This window comes from Nocardia sp. NPDC051900 (assembly GCF_044452545.1).
Lineage (GTDB): Bacteria > Actinomycetota > Actinomycetes > Mycobacteriales > Mycobacteriaceae > Nocardia > Nocardia sichangensis.
The window spans coordinates 139,729-157,112 of sequence record NZ_JBITBU010000009.1; the positions used below are offsets into that span (position 1 = coordinate 139,729).

Genomic DNA, 17,384 nt, shown 5'->3' on the forward strand with positions numbered 1-17,384 from the left:
TCGATGCCAAGAACATGTTTGACCGATGAACCGGGGCCACCCCGGCGAAGGAGAAAATATGTCCACCGACACCGATTCCGCACCACGGACGTCGCCGCGCGCACACCTCGCTGGTTACCTGACCAGCGTCGGCCGTGCCGATCTACCTGCCTCGATCGTGGTCTTCCTGGTCGCGCTTCCCCTTTCACTCGGCGTGGCGGTAGCCTCCGGCGCTCCGGTGGCGGCAGGCCTCATCGCAGCCGTCGTCGGCGGTGTGGTGGCCGGATTGCTGGGTGGTTCCGCGATCCAGGTGAGCGGGCCCACCGCGAGCCTCACCGTGGTCGTCGCCGAGAGTGTGCACCAATTCGGCTGGGCGGCAACGTGCTTCATCACCGTCGGAGCGGGTGTGCTGCAGATCCTGTTCGGGCTGAGCCGGGTCGCGCGCGCCGCGCTGGCCATCGCCCCGGTGGTCGTGCACGGCATGCTGGCCGGCATCGGCGTGGTGATCGCGCTGCAACAGGTGCACGTGCTGCTCGGGGGCAGCTCGCTGAGTTCGTCGTTCGCCGCGCTGGTGGGGTTACCGCGGCAGCTGTTGTCGGTGCGCACCGGCGACCTGTGCGTGGGCCTGGTCGTCATCGGCATCCTGGTCGCTTGGCGCTTCGCGCCACGGCGGGTGCGCGTGCTCCCAGCACCGCTCGTCGCCGTGGTCACCGCCACGTTGCTGGCGCTCGTCCTGCCCACGCGGGTCGAGCACCTCGTGCTGAACGAGTCGTTACTGGAGTCCCTTGGTCTGCCCGCCGTCCCCTCCGGCGGCCCGGCGGCCGTCGCCTCGACCATGATCACGATCGCGCTCATCGCCAGCGTCGAAAGCCTGCTGTCGGCCGTCGCGGTGGACAAGATGCGGCCTGGTCACCGCACCGATTTCGACCGGGAGCTGATCGGGCAGGGATCGGCCAACGTCGTCTCCGGCCTCCTCGGCGGCCTGCCGATCGCGGCCGTCATCGTGCGCAGCATCACCAACGCGAACGCAGGCGCCCGCAGCAGGGCGGCGACCGTGCTGCACGGAGTCTGGATCCTGCTGTTCGCGGTGGCCCTGGTCGGCCTCGTGCGGCAGATCCCGACCGCCGCGCTGGCCGGACTGCTCATCTTCGTCGGCGCGCAGCTGATCAAGCTGGCGCACATCCGGCTGGCCAGGCGGGCCGGTGAAATGTACGTCTACCTGGCGACGGTGCTGGGTGTGGTGTTCCTGAATCTCTTGCAGGGCATGCTGATCGGTCTGGTGCTCGCGTTCGCGCTGCTGCTGTGGCGGGTGGTGCGCGTGCTGATCGTCGCGGCTCCCGTACCCGGCTCGCGCCGATGGGTGGTCGCGATCGACGGCACTTGCACCTTCCTGGCCTTGCCGAAGCTCACCGCGGAACTGGCGAAGGTCCCGGCCGACGCCGAGGTGACCGTCGAGATGGCCGTCGACTTCCTGGACCACGCTACGCACGAGTTCCTCACCGAATGGGCTCGCGAGCGCGAAACACACGGTAGTGCAGTGGAATTCGTCGAACTCGGCGGCGAAAGGATGGCAACCGCCTTGGCCGGACCGCCCGAGCGCGGGCACTTCAGGCAGGTCGTCGACCAGGTCATCGGACCGTGGCGGCGCACGGGCGACCGGGAGGACCGCATCGCGGCGGGCATCGCCGCCTATCACCGCGGCCACGCCCACCTGCTGCGTCCACACCTGGACAAGTTGCGCCATAGGCATGACGCCGACTCGTTCTTCCTCACCTGTGCGGACGCCAGGATCGTGCCGAACGTCATCACCAACAGCGGCCCTGGCGACCTGTTCACCGTGCGCAACGTGGGCAACCTGGTGCCTACGCGCGGTGGGGACGTCTCCGTGGAGGCGGCGCTGATCTACGCGTTGGAGCGGCTGGAAGTGCGCGCGGTCGTGGTCTGCGGTCACTCCGGCTGCGGTGCCATGGAGGCGCTGCATCGCGAGGTCCGCGCCGGGGCGGGGCTCGGCGACTGGCTGGCGCACGCGCGGCCGAGCCTGGAGCGCTACCGGCTGGGGCATCCGGTCGCCGCCGCGGCGGCCGTCGCGGGCTTCGGCCCGGTGGATCAGCTGGGCATGGTGAACGTCGCCGTGCAGCTGGAGACGCTGCACGCGCACCCGGTCGTGCGCCGGGGGATCGAGGAGCGGGGCGTGGCGGTGTCGGGATTGTTCTTCGACCTCGCCACGGCCCGGGTGATCGAGGTCATGGCCGACGGCATCGCGGAGTTCGGCGACGAGCGGCGCGATATCGCGGCGGAACCCGTCTGACCAGGCGTTGTGCGATGGATCATGCTGATGGACGACGACCGGACAGTGGGGAATCGCACACAATCGGCGAACTTCTCAGGCTTTGCTAAGTCTTTACCAATAGACTTGCACTCGTTTACATCTCGACTCATCGCTGTGTCGGGACTGCTTCACCGCGAGATGCCGGTTCGCGGTCTTGTGCCCTGCTGGACATGTTGATCGTCAACCGACCTCGGCGAAACAGCCGAGTCGGCGAAGGAGAGTCATGGCTATCGATCACGATTTGGCCCCGCCACCGTCGAAGCCCGCACCGGCGGGTTCGAGCCGCAGTTCCGGACCGCTGTCCGATCGCTTCACCGAGATCCTGCGCCACGACGTGCCCGCATCGATCGTGGTTTTCCTTGTCGCGCTGCCGCTTTCGCTCGGCATCGCGATCGCCTCCGGAGCCCCCGTCGCCGCCGGGCTCATCGCCGCCGTGATCGGCGGTATCGTCGCCGCAAGCCTCGGTGGTTCGGTCCTCCAGGTGAGCGGCCCCGCCGCGGGCCTCACCGTCGTGGTCGCCGAGACGATCAATCAATTCGGTTGGCGCACGACGTGTTTCATCGTCTTCGCCGCCGGTGTGCTGCAAATCCTGCTCGGCCTGAGCCGCGTGGCCAGGGCGGCGCTCGCCGTGGCGCCCGTGGTGGTGCACGCGATGCTCGCCGGTATCGGCATCACCATCGCGCTGCAGCAGATCCATGTGCTGCTGGGCGGTTCCTCGCACAGCTCGGCCTGGCGGAACATCGTCGAGCTGCCCGGGCAGTTGCTGTCCGCGCACGGGGGTGGCGCGCTGATCGGCGTGGTCGTGATCGCGATCATGCTCGGCTGGAAGTACCTGCCCGCCAGGGTGCGCGTCGTGCCGGGTCCGCTGGTCGCGGTGCTCGTGGGTACGGCGTTGTCGCTGGTGCTTCCGCTCGACGCGGTGCGCATCGTGCTGAACGGCTCGCTGTTCGACGCCATCGGCCTGCCCGCGCTGCCCCGCGGCGACTGGTCGGGCCTGGCGCTGGCAGTCGTCACCATCGCGTTGATCGCCAGCGTGGAGAGCCTGCTGTCCGCGGTGGCCGTGGACAAGATGCACTCGCGCAAGCGCACCGACTTCGACCGGGAACTGATCGGCCAGGGCTCGGCGAACGTGCTGTCCGGTCTGCTCGGCGGCCTGCCGGTCACCGGCGTGATCGTGCGTAGCGCCACCAACGTGCAGGCGGGGGCGCACAGCCGCGCCTCCGCGATCCTGCACGGGGTCTGGGTGCTGGTGTTCTCGGTGGCCCTGGTCTCCGTGGTGGAGCAGATCCCGAAGGCCGCGCTGGCCGGTCTGCTCATCGTGATCGGCATCCAACTGGTGAAGCTGGCCCACATCAAACTGGCGCGGCGCACCGGCGACCTGCTGGTATACGCCGTGACGGTGCTGGGCGTGGTGTTCGCGAACCTGCTCGAAGGCGTGCTGATCGGTCTGGGCCTGGCCTTCGGCCTGCTGCTGTGGCGGGTGGTGCGCGTGGCGATCGAGGCCCGACAGGTACCCGGCACGCAGCGCTGGCTGGTGACCATCGACGGATCGGCCACCTTCCTCGCGCTGCCGAAACTGTCGGCGCAATTCGCGAAGATCCCTCCGGGAGCCGACGTCACGGTGGAGATGACCGTCGACTTCCTCGATCACGCGGCGTTCGAGGCCATCGAGGAATTCGCCCGCCAGCAGGTTAACCACGGCGGCAACGTCGATTTCGTGGAGATCGGCGGCGCCAGGATGGCCCACGCCGCGGCGCAGCCGCCCGCACGCAGCTTCGCCCGCTCGGTCTGGGACGACATCCTCGGCCCTTGGCGGCGCGACGAGCGGCACGAGAATCCGGTCGCGGCGGGTGTGGCGGCCTTCCACCGCAGCCACGCGCACGTCGTCCGGCCGCATCTGGACGAGTTGCGCGACACGCAGGACCCGGATTCGTTCTTCCTGACCTGCTCGGACTCGCGGATCGTGCCGAACATCATCACCAACAGCGGGCCGGGCGATCTGTTCACGGTGCGCAACGTGGGCAACCTGGCGCCCGCCGAGGGTGACGCGTCGGTGGAGGCCGCGCTGGTGTTCGCGCTCGAGCAGCTGAACGTCCGCTCGATCGTGGTCTGCGGGCATTCCTCGTGCGGTGCGATGAAGGCGTTGCACGCCGGGGCCCAGGTCCCCGGCGTGGACGCCTGGCTCGCCCATGCGCGACCGAGCCTGGAGCGGTTCCACGCGGGCCACCCGGTGGCGAGTGCGGCGCGGGAGGCCGGTTTCGGCGAGGTCGATCAGCTGGCGATGGTGAACGTCGCGGTGCAGCTCGAGTTGCTGCACCGGCACCCAGCGGTGCGCAAGGCGGTCGCCGAGCGCGGCGTCAAGGTGTCGGGCCTGTTCTTCGACATCGCCAGTGCCCGGGTGGTCGAGGTGACCGAGAACGGGCTCGCGCACATCGATGACGCGGGCCATCAGCCCGCTCCCGAACTCGTCTGATCGGACGGGGATGGGTGATCCCGCCCGGGCGGCCTGCCGGGCGGGGTCACCATGTCCGGGCGAGTGGGATCGCGATTCGCTGTGCCGGACCCTCGTACCCTGGGAAATGTGACGGCAGACCTCGAAACGAGCTCGGACGATCGGCCGACCCGCTGGCGCGCCTTCCGCGCCGGGCTCGAACGACGACCTACGCTGTACCTCGGCTACCGGATCGTGGTCGCGGTGGTCGGTGTAGCCGTGCTCGCGGCCGGTGTGCTCGCGATTCCCTATCCCGGTCCCGGCTGGGCGATCGTGTTCGCCGGGCTGGGCATCCTCGCCACCGAATTCGCTTGGGCGCACCGGGTCTTGACCTGGCTGCGGGACCGGTATCGGCAGTTGATGGACTGGTACTCCCGGCAAGGTCTGGCCGTGCAGGTGGCCGGGGCGGTCGGCACCGCCGCGCTGGTCGTGGCGACGCTGTGGGTATTGGGAACCTTCGGGCTTGTGGGTAGTTGGATCGGAGTCGAATGGGAATGGCTGCGCAGCCCCCTGTAACGGTGTCCACCGTTCCGGGGCGCATGCTCACCCAACCGGAATGGCTGGCCGCGCGTATCGCGGAGATGGGCCATTCCTGGGGGACCACGTCGCTGCGTATCGCGGGCACGCTGTGGTGGTGCATGGCCGCGTCCGCGCTGGTGGAGCAGATCGCGCGGGCGTACGCGCACGACGCGGACGCCCCCGAGGCCGCGCTGGACCGCCTGGAGTGCGAAGTGCGCCCCGACGGCGGCGTCGAACGGGTGCGCATCCCGGTGGACGGCGCCCGGGCTTCCGGTAGCGCATCGGCGCTGCGCGAGACGCTGGCGACCGTCATCCCGCCGGTCGCCCGGGTGTCGAGCGCAGGCGTCCCCGCGTTGTGGGCGATCGTGGCCGACGCGATCGGCAACCGCGCACTGGATGCCGGGTCGCCGGACGCGGGCGCACGGCTGGCCGCCGAGGTCGGCGGCAAACTTCCGGTTCCGCGTTTCGTCGAGATCGGCGGACGCACCTTCGTGCGGCGCATCTCCTGCTGCCTGGTGTTCGAGGTCCCCGGCTGCGAGATGTGCACCAGCTGCCCGAAACGTTCTGCCGCCGAACGCATCGCACTGCTCGCGGACCTGGCCGCCGAGGGCTGACCATCCGGCGCGCGACAACTCGACGGGAACGCCGGGAACTCCGGCGTCACCCGGAGAGAGACCCGAACGCAAATCTCGCGCCACCCGACCGCTACGGCCCAAAACCCGGAGGGGCGGGCCGAAGCGGCGGGACAGTAGCATGGTCGCGCCGGGCGAACTTGCGATCGGCCACCATCCAGCGGGACCCCGCCCGCGCACGAGAAACGCCAAGGAGAGCGCAGCCGTGACCACCTCAGCCGCCATCAGCCCAGTCGCCCTCGTCCGGGTGCCGGCCGGGACGACGGCGGGCGCCGCGGTGCGCGAGGCCGGACGGTCCACCAAGGGGCCGGAGACCGTCGTCGTCGTCCGGCTGGACGGCGAACTCAAGGATCTGTCCTGGACCCCGGACGAGGACGTCGACGTGGAGCCGGTCGCGGCGAACACCCCCGACGGCCGCAACGTCATCCGGCACTCCGCCGCGCATGTGCTCGCCCAAGCGGTGCAGCAGGAATTCCCCGAGGCCAAGCTGGGCATCGGTCCCTACATCAAGGACGGGTTCTACTACGACTTCCGGGTCGAGCGGCCGTTCACCCCGGAGGATCTGGCCAAGCTGGAATCCCGGATGAAGAAGATCGTCAAGGGCGCGCAGCGTTTCTCCCGCCGGGTGGTCGAGGTCGACGAGGCCAGGGTCGAACTGGCCGATGAGCCGTTCAAACTGGAGCTGATCAGCGACAAGTCCGGGATCGATGATCCGGAGGTCATGGAGGTCGGCGGCAAAGAGCTGACCATCTACGACAATCTGGATCCGCGCACCGGCGAGAAGATCTGGGGCGATCTGTGCCGCGGCCCGCACATCCCGACCACCAAGTTCATCCCGGCCTTCAAACTGACCCGCAGCTCGGCCGCCTACTGGCGCGGTGACCAGAGCCGGGAGGACCTGCAGCGCGTCTACGGCACCGCGTGGGAGTCCCAGGAGGCGCTCGACGAGCACCTGCACCTGCTCGCCGAGGCGGAGCGCCGCGATCACCGCAAGCTCGGCCTGGAGCTGGATCTGTTCAGCTTCCCCGACGAGCTCGGTTCCGGTCTCCCGGTGTTCCACCCCAAGGGCGGCATCATCCGCAAGGAGCTGGAGGAGTACTCGCGCCGCAGGCACGTCGCGGCGGGCTACGAGTTCGTCAACACCCCGCACATCACCAAGGGCCACCTGTTCGAGGTCTCCGGCCACCTGGACTGGTACCGCGACGGCATGTTCCCTGCGATGCACCTGGACGCCGAGCTCAACGAGGACGGCACGGTCCGCAAGCCCGGCCAGGACTACTACGTCAAGCCGATGAACTGCCCGATGCACAACCTGATCTTCCGTGCCCGCGGCCGGTCGTATCGGGAGCTGCCGCTGCGGCTGTTCGAGTTCGGCTCGGTCTACCGCTACGAGAAGTCCGGCGTGGTGCACGGCCTGACCCGGGTGCGCGGCATGACTCAGGACGACGCGCACATCTACTGCACCAAAGAGCAGATGCACAGCGAACTGACCGACACGCTGCGGTTCGTGCTGGATCTGCTGAAGGACTACGGCCTCGACGACTTCTACCTCGAGCTGTCCACCAAGGACCCGAAGAAGTTCGTCGGTTCCGACGAGATCTGGGAGGAGGCCACCGAGACCTTGTCCAAGGTCGCCTCGGCCTCCGGTCTCGAGCTGGTGCCCGATCCCGGCGGCGCCGCCTTCTACGGCCCGAAGATCTCCGTGCAGGCCAAGGACGCGCTGGGGCGCACCTGGCAGATGTCGACCATCCAGCTCGACTTCAACCTGCCCGAGCGCTTCGACCTGGAGTACACCGCGTCGGACGGCACCAAGCAGCGGCCGGTCATGATCCACCGCGCGCTGTTCGGGTCGATCGAGCGCTTCTTCGGTGTGCTCACCGAGCACTACGCGGGCGCGTTCCCGGCCTGGCTGTCTCCGGTGCAGGTCGTCGGCATCCCGGTCGCGGATACCTTTGCCCCGCACCTGGATCGGGTGATCGAACGGTTGCAGGACGAGGGCATCCGGGCACAGGTGGACCGCAGCGACGACCGGATGCAGAAGAAGATCTTCAACAACACCGCCCAGAAGGTGCCGTTCATGCTGCTCGCCGGTGAGCGCGACGTGAACGCGAACGCCGTGAGCTTCCGCTTCCGCGACGGTACCCAGGTCAACGGCGTGCCGGTCGACGACGCGGTGGCCACCATCGTCGCGTGGATCGCCCACCGGGAGAACGCGTCGCCGACGGCCGAGGGTTTCGAAATCCGATCAGCGAACAAGGGTGGGGCATGACCGAGCGGACGGTGCCGGAGGGGCTCGCGGATCTGGACGGGACCGCGACCTCGGCCGAGCCGGGCAGCATCGTGGACACCGGCGCCGGCGAACCGGATCGGCTGCAGCGCCTGTGGACGCCGTATCGCATGTCCTACATCGCGGAGGCGGCCACCCCTCCCAAGGATTCGACCGGCCACCCCTTCACCGACATCCCGAAGATGTCCGACGAGGACGGATTGGTCGTCGCCAGGGGCGAGTTGGTGTACGCCGTGCTGAACCTGTACCCGTACAACCCGGGACACATGATGGTGGTGCCGTACCGCAAGGTGGCGAACCTGGAGGATCTCACCGAGGCGGAGAGCGCCGAGTTGATGGCCTTCACCCAGCAGGCGATCCGGGTGATGAAGAAGGTGTCCCGGCCGCACGGCTTCAACGTGGGGCTGAATCTCGGCGGGGTGGCCGGTGGGTCGCTGGCCGACCACCTGCACCAGCACATCGTCCCGCGCTGGGGTGGCGACGCGAACTTCATCACGGTCATCGGCGGGGCGAAGGTGATGCCGCAACTGCTGCGGGAGACCAGGGCGCTGCTGTCGGCGGCCTGGAAGGAGGCCTAGATGAGCGACCGGGCGGGTCGGCCGTGCTGAGTTTCTTCGGCCGCGAGACGTTCGCCAAGGCGACTGCTCCACTGGGCCGCGCGCTGGTCGGCACCGGACTGACGCCGGACGCGATGACGCTGATCGGCACCACCGCCTCCATCGTCGCCGCGGTCACGCTCTTCCCGACCGGACACCTGTTCTGGGGAACCATGGTGATCTGGTTGTTCGTCATGTTCGACATGCTCGACGGGGCGATGGCGCGGGCACGCGGCGGCGGCACGAAGTACGGCGCGGTGCTGGACGCCACCTGTGACCGGCTGGCCGACGGGGCCATCTTCGGCGGGCTGGCCTGGTGGGCGGTCTTCCACGAGCAGCACAAGCCGTTGTTCGCCGCGACGCTGGTCGTCTTGGTGACCTCTCAGGTGATCTCTTATGCGAAGGCACGCGCCGAGGCCAGTGGGCTGTCCGCGGACGGCGGCCTCATCGAGCGGCCGGACCGGCTGATCATCGTGCTGGTGGGAGCCGGATTCACCGGCATCGGGGGCTACTGGGGGATCGAATGGCTGACCTACGCGGTGCACGTGGCCATGTGGATCCTCGCCGTGCTCAGCATCGTCACCGTTGTTCAGCGGGTGCTGGCCGTACGCAACTCGCCGGGAGCGCGCACCGTGATCCCGACCGGGCAGTCGCAGCGCCCTGGCGCGGGCACCGCCGGCACGTCGGGGCTTCCGACGTGACCTCACCCGATGCCGGGCGCGAACCGATCGACGGTGGCGTCCGGGTATCCGTCACGATGAATTGCGGACCTGCGGCTCGGGAGCTCGGATGACGATCGGGGAACAGCTCGGCGCCGCCGGATACGCGGCGGGGTGGCGATTGGTGCGTGCGCTGCCGGAGCCGACTGCACGACGATTGTTCGAGTGGGGCGCCGACCGGGTTGCCCGTCGCGCCAATCGGGAATTCCACGCGGGCGGCGAGCCGAACCAGTTGCGGCGCAATCTGGCGCGCGTGCTCGGTGTGCTTCCCGCCGACGTGCCGGACGAACTGATCGTCGCCAGCATGCGGTCCTACGCGCGGTACTGGCGGGAGGCGTTCCGGCTGCCCACGATGGACCATGCCGCGATCGACTATGACGTCGGCGGGTTGGAGCATCTGGATGCCGCAATCGCGAAGGGCCGAGGCGTGCTCTTGGTGCTGCCGCATTCCGGCAACTGGGACATTGCGGGCGTCTGGCTGGTCCAGCACTACGGCGGCCCCACCACCGTGGCCGAGCGGCTGAAGCCGGAGTCGCTGTTCGAGCGGTTCGTCGCTTATCGGGAGAGCCTCGGCTTCGAGGTGATCCCGCTGACCGGCGGTGAGCAGCCGCCGTTCGGTCTGCTGGCGGCCCGACTGCGACAGAACAAGATCGTGTGCCTGCTGGGCGAACGCGACCTCACCGGCAAGGGCGTGCCCGTGCAGTTCTTCGGTGAGCGCACCTGGATGCCGGCGGGTGCGGCGAAACTGGCGATCGAGACCGGCGCGGCATTGCTGCCGGTGCACGCCTGGTTCGAGGTAGACGCCGATGGCCGAGAGGACTGGGGACTGAAAGTCGAAGCGCCGCTGAATGTTTCCGATGGCGTGGCGGCGGCCACCCAGGCGTTGGCGGAAACTTTCGCGGCGAATATCGCCGAGCACCCCGCGGATTGGCACATGCTGCAACCATTGTGGGAGAGCGATCTCTCGCCGCAGCGGCGTGCCAGGATCGCCACCGCGCAGGCGAGCATCAAAGCCGAACAGGGGGACGTATCGCCATGAAGATCGGCATGGTCTGCCCCTATTCGTTCGACGTCCCCGGTGGGGTGCAGGCGCATGTGGTCGAACTGGCGCGAGTGTTCATCGAACGCGGGCACAAGGTGAGCGTCCTGGCGCCCGCGTCCGAGGGCACCCCGCTGCCGGAGTTCGTGGTGTCGGCGGGGCGCGCCGTGGCCATCCCGTACAACGGGTCGGTGGCGCGGCTGTCGTTCGGGCCCATGGCCTACACCAGGATCCGCCGGTGGATCGAGGGCAACGACTTCGACGTGCTGCACATCCACGAGCCGAACGCGCCGAGCCTGTCCATGCTCGCGCTGAAGATCGCCGAGGGTCCGATCGTGGCGACCTTCCACACCTCTACGACGAAATCGCTGGTGCTGAGCACTTTTCAGGGTGTGCTGCGGCCGTATCACGAGAAGATCTCCGGTCGTATCGCGGTGTCCGAGCTCGCGCGCCGCTGGCAGGTCGAGGCGCTCGGCTCGGACGCGGTGGAGATCCCCAACGGCGTCGACGTCCCTGCGTTCGCGCGCGCGCCGATGTTGCCTGGTTATCCGCGCCCCGGCGGGACGGTGCTGTTCCTGGGGCGCTACGACGAGCCGCGCAAGGGGATGGAGGTCCTGCTCGGCGCGCTGCCCGAGCTGGTGCGCAAACATCCCGACGTCGAGATCCTGATCGTCGGCCGCGGCGACGAGGACCGGTTGCGCCGGGAAGCGGGCGACCTGTCCGGCCACTTGCGTTTCCTCGGCCAGGTGTCCGACGAGGAGAAGGCTTCCGCGATGCGGAGCGCGGACGTGTACGTGGCGCCCAACCTGGGCGGCGAGAGCTTCGGCATCATCCTGATCGAGGCGATGGCGGCGGGCACCGCGGTCGTGGCCAGTGAATTGGACGCTTTCCGCCGGGTACTGCGGGACGGTTCGGCGGGCATGCTGGTCCCGGTCGGCGACTCGGCGGCGCTGGCCACCGCGCTGCATGCCGTACTCACCGATGAGGTGCGCAGGGAGGGGCTCGTGCACACCGCGACCCAGGTCGTCGGCGAGTACGACTGGCCGGTGGTGGCCGAACAGATCCTGCGCGTCTACGAGACGGTGACCGTGGGCGACACGAGAGTGCGGGCCGCAGGATGATCACCTTCTCCGCGACGACCGTTCTCGTCCTCGCGCTGATCGCGGCGGTCGTCGTCGCCATCGGTCTGTGGGCGTACTCCACCGCCAACCGGCTCGACCGGCTGCACGTCCGCTCGGATCAGTCCTGGCAGGCGCTCGACGCGGCGCTGGCCCGCCGGGCGGTGGTGGCCAGGTCGGTCGCCATGGCGATCGCGGGTCCGGTGTCCGATCCGGCTCTGTCGGAGCAGGCCGGACAACTGGCAGCGCTGGCGGACCGGGCCGAGCGCGCCGGGCGCGCCGAGCGCGAGACCGTGGAGAACCAATTGTCCACCGCGCTGTCGGCGGTCGACATCGGCACGCTGCGCCCGCAACTCGTCGCCGAACTGGCCGACGCCGAGGCCAGGGTGCTGATCGCACGCCGCTTCCACAACGACGCCGTACGCGACACGCTGGCGCTGCGCACGCGCCGACCGGTCCGCGTCCTGCACCTGGGGGGTACCGCGCCGCTGCCGTCCTACTTCGAGATCACCGAGCGCGCTACCCCGGCCGCGTCCACCGGCCTCGCGGTGGACACCATCCGCACCACCGCGCGGGTGGTGCTGTTCGACGAGAACGACCGGACTCTGCTGATGCGCGGCAACGATCCGAAGACGCCGCAGGTGTCGTTCTGGTTCACCGTCGGCGGCGGCGTGGAGCCGGGGGAGAGCCTGCGCGCGGCGGCGGTACGGGAACTGTACGAGGAGACCGGATATCGCGGGGATCCGGCCGCCCTGCGCGGTCCGATCTGGCGGCGGGTAGCGGTATTCCCCTTCAACGGGGAGCTGATCCGGAGCGAGGAGTTGTTCTTCGCCCTGCGGGTGCGTGGTTTCGACCCGCAACCGGCGAACCTGACCGCGATCGAACGCCGCTCCATCACCGGGCACCGATGGTGCACCGCCGCCGACATCGTCACGCTGGACCGCTCCGGCGAAACCGTCTACCCGTATCACCTGGACGAACTGCTGGCCGAAGCAGCTCAGGCCGCGTCGGGCACCGGCGATCCGGAGGTCCGCTCCATCCGCTGACCGGCCACGGAAGACGTGTGATGTGTTTCACGATCGTGATAGCGTCGCGATGATCCAGGGCGCCGAAGGGTACTGCTGTCGGGGACGCATGTGCTTTCGGTGTCGTGGTCCCGCTGACGGCGGGGCTGTTCCTGTTCGGTTGTGGAGGTAGTTGGTTCATGTCGTACCTGCTGTTCGATTTCCTGTTGCCGCTGATCGGTCCCGCGGCCGCGGAGTACTGGGCGCAGTTGCTGGTGGTCGGCCCGCTGTGATCGTGCGCCCGGCGCGGACCGGGCAGGCCAGTGCGGCGCCGGGACGGCACCGCCGCCGATCCTTCCCGGCGTAAGGCGCCATTACCGAGATCACACCAGGCCAGTGCACTCCAACTGGCTATCAAGTGGCCTTTTGCGCCCACCTAGAATCGTGGCGTTCGTATGCGAGTGATCGATTTGGCGCACATGCCTGGAGGAGTTTGCCGTGACCACCCCCGAGACCACCCAGACCGTCGGTACCGCCCGCGTGAAGCGCGGCATGGCCGAGATGCTCAAGGGTGGGGTGATCATGGATGTCGTCACGCCGGAGCAGGCCAAGATCGCCGAGGACGCCGGTGCGGTCGCGGTGATGGCGCTGGAACGCGTCCCCGCCGACATCCGTGCCCAGGGCGGGGTCTCCCGGATGAGCGACCCGGACATGATCGACGGCATCATCAACGCGGTCTCCATCCCGGTCATGGCGAAGGCACGCATCGGCCACTTCGTCGAGGCGCAGATCCTGCAGAGCCTCGGTGTCGACTACATCGATGAGTCCGAGGTGCTCACCCCCGCGGACTACGCCAACCACATCGACAAGTGGAACTTCACCGTGCCGTTCGTCTGCGGCGCCACCAACCTCGGCGAGGCCTTGCGTCGAATCACCGAGGGCGCGGCCATGATTCGCTCCAAGGGCGAGGCCGGTACCGGTGACGTCTCCAACGCGACCACGCACATGCGCAAGATCCGCCAGGAGATCCGTCGCCTGTCGTCGCTGCCCGAGGACGAGTTGTTCGTCGCGGCCAAGGAGTTGCAGGCGCCCTACGAGCTGGTCCGTGAGATCGCCGAGACGGGCAAGCTGCCTGTCGTGCTGTTCACCGCGGGCGGCATCGCCACTCCCGCCGACGCCGCGATGATGATGCAGCTCGGGGCCGAGGGCGTGTTCGTGGGGTCGGGCATCTTCAAGTCCGGCAACCCGGCGCAGCGCGCCGCCGCCATCGTCAAGGCCACCACGTTCTACGACGACCCGGACGTGCTGGCGAAGGTGTCGCGCGGGCTCGGCGAGGCCATGGTCGGCATCAACGTCGAAGAGATCGCCCAGCCGCACCGCCTGGCCGAGCGCGGCTGGTGATTTCCGGCCGGTAGCGTCGGCCGCGTGGAGTTGCGGCAGCTGCGGTACTTCGTGGTCCTGGCGGAGGAATTGCACTTCCGCCGGGCCGCGGAGCGATTGTTCATCTCGACGCCGACGCTCAGCCAGCAGATCAAGGTGCTGGAGCGGGAGCTGGGCGGCCCCTTGCTGGTCCGGGAGCCGCGGGTGGAGCTGACGGCCGCGGGCGCGGTGCTGCTGCGCTCCGGTAGGAACGTGCTGCGCGCGATGGATGAGGCGATGCGCGAGACCAGGCGCGCTGCCGCCGCCGGTGCCCCGGTGCTGCGTCTCGGGCTGTTGAACGGCGTCCCGCCCTGGCTGCCCGCCCACATCGGCGGCCTGCTCACCGCCGCGCTGCCCGATGCCCGGATGGTGCTCACCGGTGGGACCACCGCCGATCAGGTGCGTTTTCTCGATGACGACGAAGTCGATCTCGCGTTGGTCCGCGCCCCGGTGGAGCTGCCCGAACGCTTCGCGCAACGTCCGGTGGCCCGCGAGGAGCTGGGCGTCGTGATGTCCGAGCGGCATCCGCTCGCCGGGGCGGCGGCGGCGCCGCTGGACCCGGCCGAGCTCGATGGGCACGAGTTGATCTTGTTCTCTCGCGAATCCGCCGCGGGCCTGCATAATTCGCTGTTGCGTACACTCGCCGACCACGGCGCGGCGGTACGGCTGAGCGACAGCGCGATGGGCCATGCGCAGATGCTGGCCGTGCTGCCGTCACGTCCCGACGTGATCGGGCTCAGCTCGTCGCGCGTAAACGGACTGGCCGGTCTGGTTTGGCGGCCGTTACGTGGCGCGCCCCTGCGGGTGACCTATGCGATCGCCTGGCGCGCGGCGGTGCGCGATCCGGCCGTCGCGGCGCTGCTCGCGGCACTGGCATCCGAACTGTCGCCGGAATGAGCCCGCCGGGACCGCTTCCGATGCTAGGTTCACTTCTTACGGCGGCCAGAAGGTCGTCTCATGGTTCTCACAATCACGCTCAGTAGCTTCGCCATTCGATGGCCGTCCCGGCCATATCGCGCCCTATCACCGTCGGATCGATCCGAGCGCAAAGGACGAACAGTTGAAGCTTCTCAAGACCGGACGCATCGCAGCAGCGGGCCTGGCTCTCGTGGCCGCCCTCGGCCTGGCCGCCTGCGGCAGCGACGACAAGAGCGATTCGCACAGCTCCACTCACACCACCGCCGCCGCTTCGGCGACCGCGAAGGTACCTGCCCCGCCCACCAAAGAAGAACTCAACGCCAACCTGCAGCGTGCGCTCGACCCCGCGGTGCCGAACGAGGAGAAGCTCGACCTCGTGCAGGGCATCGAGGCCGATCCGAGCCTGCCGAACCGCTTGGCCCAGGCGTTTCAGCAGGCCAACGCCACGGCAGTGGTCACAGGCGTGACCGCCTTCGGTGACACGGTCACCGCCCAGGCCACGTTCACCGTCAACGGGCAGGCGAACCAGGTCGACGTTCCGTTCGTCCTCGAAGACGGCAAGTGGAAGGTCCAGAAGGCCTGGGCCTGCCAGGCGCTGGCCAACCTGAACCAGCAGTCCCCGGCCTGCACCGCGTGATGACGGGAGCCGGCCCGGCGCGCGGGCGGTGACGTTCGTTTCGTCGGACCGGCGTCGGCTCCATCCACCGCGGTCCGTGCGCCGAATCGGTCCACGGCCTGCGGTGTTAGCCCGTGCCTAAGGCGTATTCGGCAGTGCGACATGGACTCTCGACCGCCGCGATGGTCGGGTGGAGTCATGACAGCAAGCAGCACAACACCCGAACGCGTCGTCATCGTTGGCGGCAGCTCCGGCATGGGACTCGCGCTGGCGGCATCGCTGATCGATACGGGCGCGCAGGTCACCATCGCGGGCCGTTCCGCCGAACGGCTCGCCGCGGCGGAGCGCACCTTGTCCGCGGGGCCGGGCACGGTGCGCTCGGTCGTCGCGGACATCACCCGCGAAGCCGACCTCGAGCGTTTGTTCGCCGAATCGGAGCCGGTCGATCATGTCGTCACCACCGCCGCCGATGTCACCGGCGCCTACCAGCAGCTGGATCGGTTCGACGCCGACCTGGCTCGGAACCTCGTTTCCGCCAAATTGATCGGCCCCATGCTGCTCGCCAAGCACGCCCGGGTCGTACCGGGCGGCTCGGTGACGTTCACTTCCGGCGTCGCGGCGTATCGGCCCGCGCCGGGCGGCGCCATGGTGGCGGCGGTCAACGGCGCGCTCGCCTCGCTGGCCTACGCGCTGGCCCTGGAGCTCGGCCCGGTCCGCGTCAACGTGGTCTCGCCGGGGTGGGTCGACACACCGATCTGGGACACCATCGCCGGGCCCGCGAAAACCGAACGTCACCAGCAGCTCGCCGCACGCCTGCCCGTCGGGCGCATCGGCCGCCCTTCCGATATCGCGCAGGCGATGCTGGGCGTGATGCGCAATCCCTTCATCACCGGCACGGTCCTGCACGTGGACGGCGGGCATCGGCTGGTCTGACCGCTGGGCGCCGGAAACGCATATGGCTACGTGGTTATGCGCATCCAATGATGAGATTGTGCCTCACCGCAGAAGCCGAGCTCGAGCGGTAATCGGCAAGGACCCGGGAACCTAGTCGGCCCGGTCCTGGTCGACTCGAAGCGCCGGACGATCAGGGTGGTCCCAGCGCACGAAGAAGGTCGGCGTGTAGGGGTGATCGGCATCGTGCCGCAGCAAGGCCGGGATGGTCCACTGCGCGTCGGGCGGGGTACGGCGGCGGAGCGCGGCCTCGGACAGGTCCAGCCGGAGGATCAGGTCGGCGTCGAGGTGGCGGCCCGCGAGCATCGGGCCAGCGACGACAACGGTGGTCGCGGCCGGCGCCGTGCGGATCGCGGCGCGCGCGGAGCGGTCGGCGGCTTCATCCCACAACGCGGGCAGCCACCGGCCGTGCTCGCGCAGAGACTCCACGACTTCGCGGCGCAGCGCGGCGTAGTCGAACCACGCGGTGCGATAGGACATCTCGTCGGTGCGGCCGAACTCCATGCGCAGCGAGGCGGGACGCACGAAGTCGTGCAGGGAGACCACGTGGGCCGACCGGCCCGCATCGCGCAGCGCCTCCACGATCCGGTCGGCGAACGTCACCGGCTGTGCGGCATCCGCGCCGTCGACGGCGATCACCGTGTGTGCGTTCGCGGTCAGCACGGGCTGGATCACCTGCGTGACGAGGGCGTCGGGCGTGATGGGCAGGAAGCGCGGCACCCATCCATCTCAGCAAAGTGCGACGGCCGGTGCGGCGTGGGCGTAGC

The 17,384-nt window shown here is 69.0% G+C and carries 15 protein-coding genes; 14 read left to right on the forward strand and 1 reads right to left on the reverse strand.

Annotation, left to right across the window (positions count from 1 at the left end; translation table 11 throughout):
* Positions 1-58: 58 nt before the first annotated feature.
* The 14 genes from ACIA5H_RS17315 (at position 59) to ACIA5H_RS17380 (ending at position 16,599) form a co-directional block, all read left to right on the forward strand.
* Entirely contained in the window at positions 59-2,287 is a 2,229-nt protein-coding gene (locus tag ACIA5H_RS17315; RefSeq protein ID WP_397076769.1) for a SulP family inorganic anion transporter, read from the forward strand.
* 244 nt (positions 2,288-2,531) lie between these two features.
* Positions 2,532-4,781: a solute carrier family 23 protein gene (locus ACIA5H_RS17320; protein WP_397076770.1), complete on the forward strand. Its 2,250-nt coding sequence runs from the start codon at positions 2,532-2,534 to the stop codon at positions 4,779-4,781.
* 108 nt (positions 4,782-4,889) lie between these two features.
* Entirely contained in the window at positions 4,890-5,315 is a 426-nt protein-coding gene (locus tag ACIA5H_RS17325) for a TIGR02611 family protein (RefSeq protein ID WP_355070436.1), read from the forward strand.
* A gap of 2 nt (positions 5,316-5,317) precedes the next feature.
* Complete coding sequence (locus ACIA5H_RS17330; RefSeq protein WP_379251101.1) at positions 5,318-5,932, forward strand: (2Fe-2S)-binding protein; 615 nt, start codon at positions 5,318-5,320, stop codon at positions 5,930-5,932.
* Between the two features lie 223 nt (positions 5,933-6,155).
* Positions 6,156-8,219, forward strand: a complete 2,064-nt coding sequence (thrS, locus tag ACIA5H_RS17335; RefSeq protein ID WP_397076771.1) for a threonine--tRNA ligase — start codon at positions 6,156-6,158, stop codon at positions 8,217-8,219.
* Positions 8,216-8,815: an HIT family protein gene (locus tag ACIA5H_RS17340; RefSeq protein WP_379251099.1), complete on the forward strand. Its 600-nt coding sequence runs from the start codon at positions 8,216-8,218 to the stop codon at positions 8,813-8,815. Before thrS ends, ACIA5H_RS17340 begins: the two co-directional genes overlap by 4 nt.
* Before the next feature lie 23 nt (positions 8,816-8,838).
* Entirely contained in the window at positions 8,839-9,534 is a 696-nt protein-coding gene (gene pgsA, locus ACIA5H_RS17345; protein ID WP_379251097.1) for a phosphatidylinositol phosphate synthase, read from the forward strand.
* Positions 9,535-9,622: 88 nt separating this feature from the next.
* On the forward strand, positions 9,623-10,591 hold the full coding sequence (locus tag ACIA5H_RS17350; protein ID WP_397076772.1) for a phosphatidylinositol mannoside acyltransferase: 969 nt from the start codon (positions 9,623-9,625) through the stop codon (positions 10,589-10,591).
* Positions 10,588-11,712: a glycosyltransferase family 4 protein gene (locus ACIA5H_RS17355; protein ID WP_379251093.1), complete on the forward strand. Its 1,125-nt coding sequence runs from the start codon at positions 10,588-10,590 to the stop codon at positions 11,710-11,712. The genes ACIA5H_RS17350 and ACIA5H_RS17355 overlap by 4 nt, the downstream gene beginning before the upstream one ends.
* Positions 11,712-12,755, forward strand: coding sequence for an NUDIX domain-containing protein (locus ACIA5H_RS17360; RefSeq protein WP_379251560.1), 1,044 nt, complete (start codon positions 11,712-11,714; stop codon positions 12,753-12,755). Before ACIA5H_RS17355 ends, ACIA5H_RS17360 begins: the two co-directional genes overlap by 1 nt.
* A gap of 456 nt (positions 12,756-13,211) precedes the next feature.
* Positions 13,212-14,114, forward strand: a complete 903-nt coding sequence (pdxS, locus tag ACIA5H_RS17365; RefSeq protein ID WP_195042546.1) for a pyridoxal 5'-phosphate synthase lyase subunit PdxS — start codon at positions 13,212-13,214, stop codon at positions 14,112-14,114.
* 24 nt (positions 14,115-14,138) lie between these two features.
* Positions 14,139-15,029: a LysR family transcriptional regulator gene (locus tag ACIA5H_RS17370; protein ID WP_397076773.1), complete on the forward strand. Its 891-nt coding sequence runs from the start codon at positions 14,139-14,141 to the stop codon at positions 15,027-15,029.
* Between the two features lie 163 nt (positions 15,030-15,192).
* The gene (locus ACIA5H_RS17375) at positions 15,193-15,687 is read left to right on the forward strand and encodes a hypothetical protein (protein WP_397076774.1); all 495 of its coding nucleotides are present in this window, start codon (positions 15,193-15,195) and stop codon (positions 15,685-15,687) included.
* A gap of 177 nt (positions 15,688-15,864) precedes the next feature.
* A complete protein-coding gene (locus tag ACIA5H_RS17380; RefSeq protein ID WP_356961623.1) occupies positions 15,865-16,599 on the forward strand; it encodes an SDR family oxidoreductase in 735 nt (244 codons plus the stop codon).
* A 111-nt stretch (positions 16,600-16,710) separates the two neighbouring features.
* On the opposite strand, the gene ACIA5H_RS17385 is transcribed toward ACIA5H_RS17380, so the two are convergent.
* On the reverse strand, positions 16,711-17,337 hold the full coding sequence (locus ACIA5H_RS17385; protein ID WP_397076775.1) for a hypothetical protein: 627 nt from the start codon (positions 17,335-17,337) through the stop codon (positions 16,711-16,713).
* Positions 17,338-17,384 lie beyond the last annotated feature (47 nt).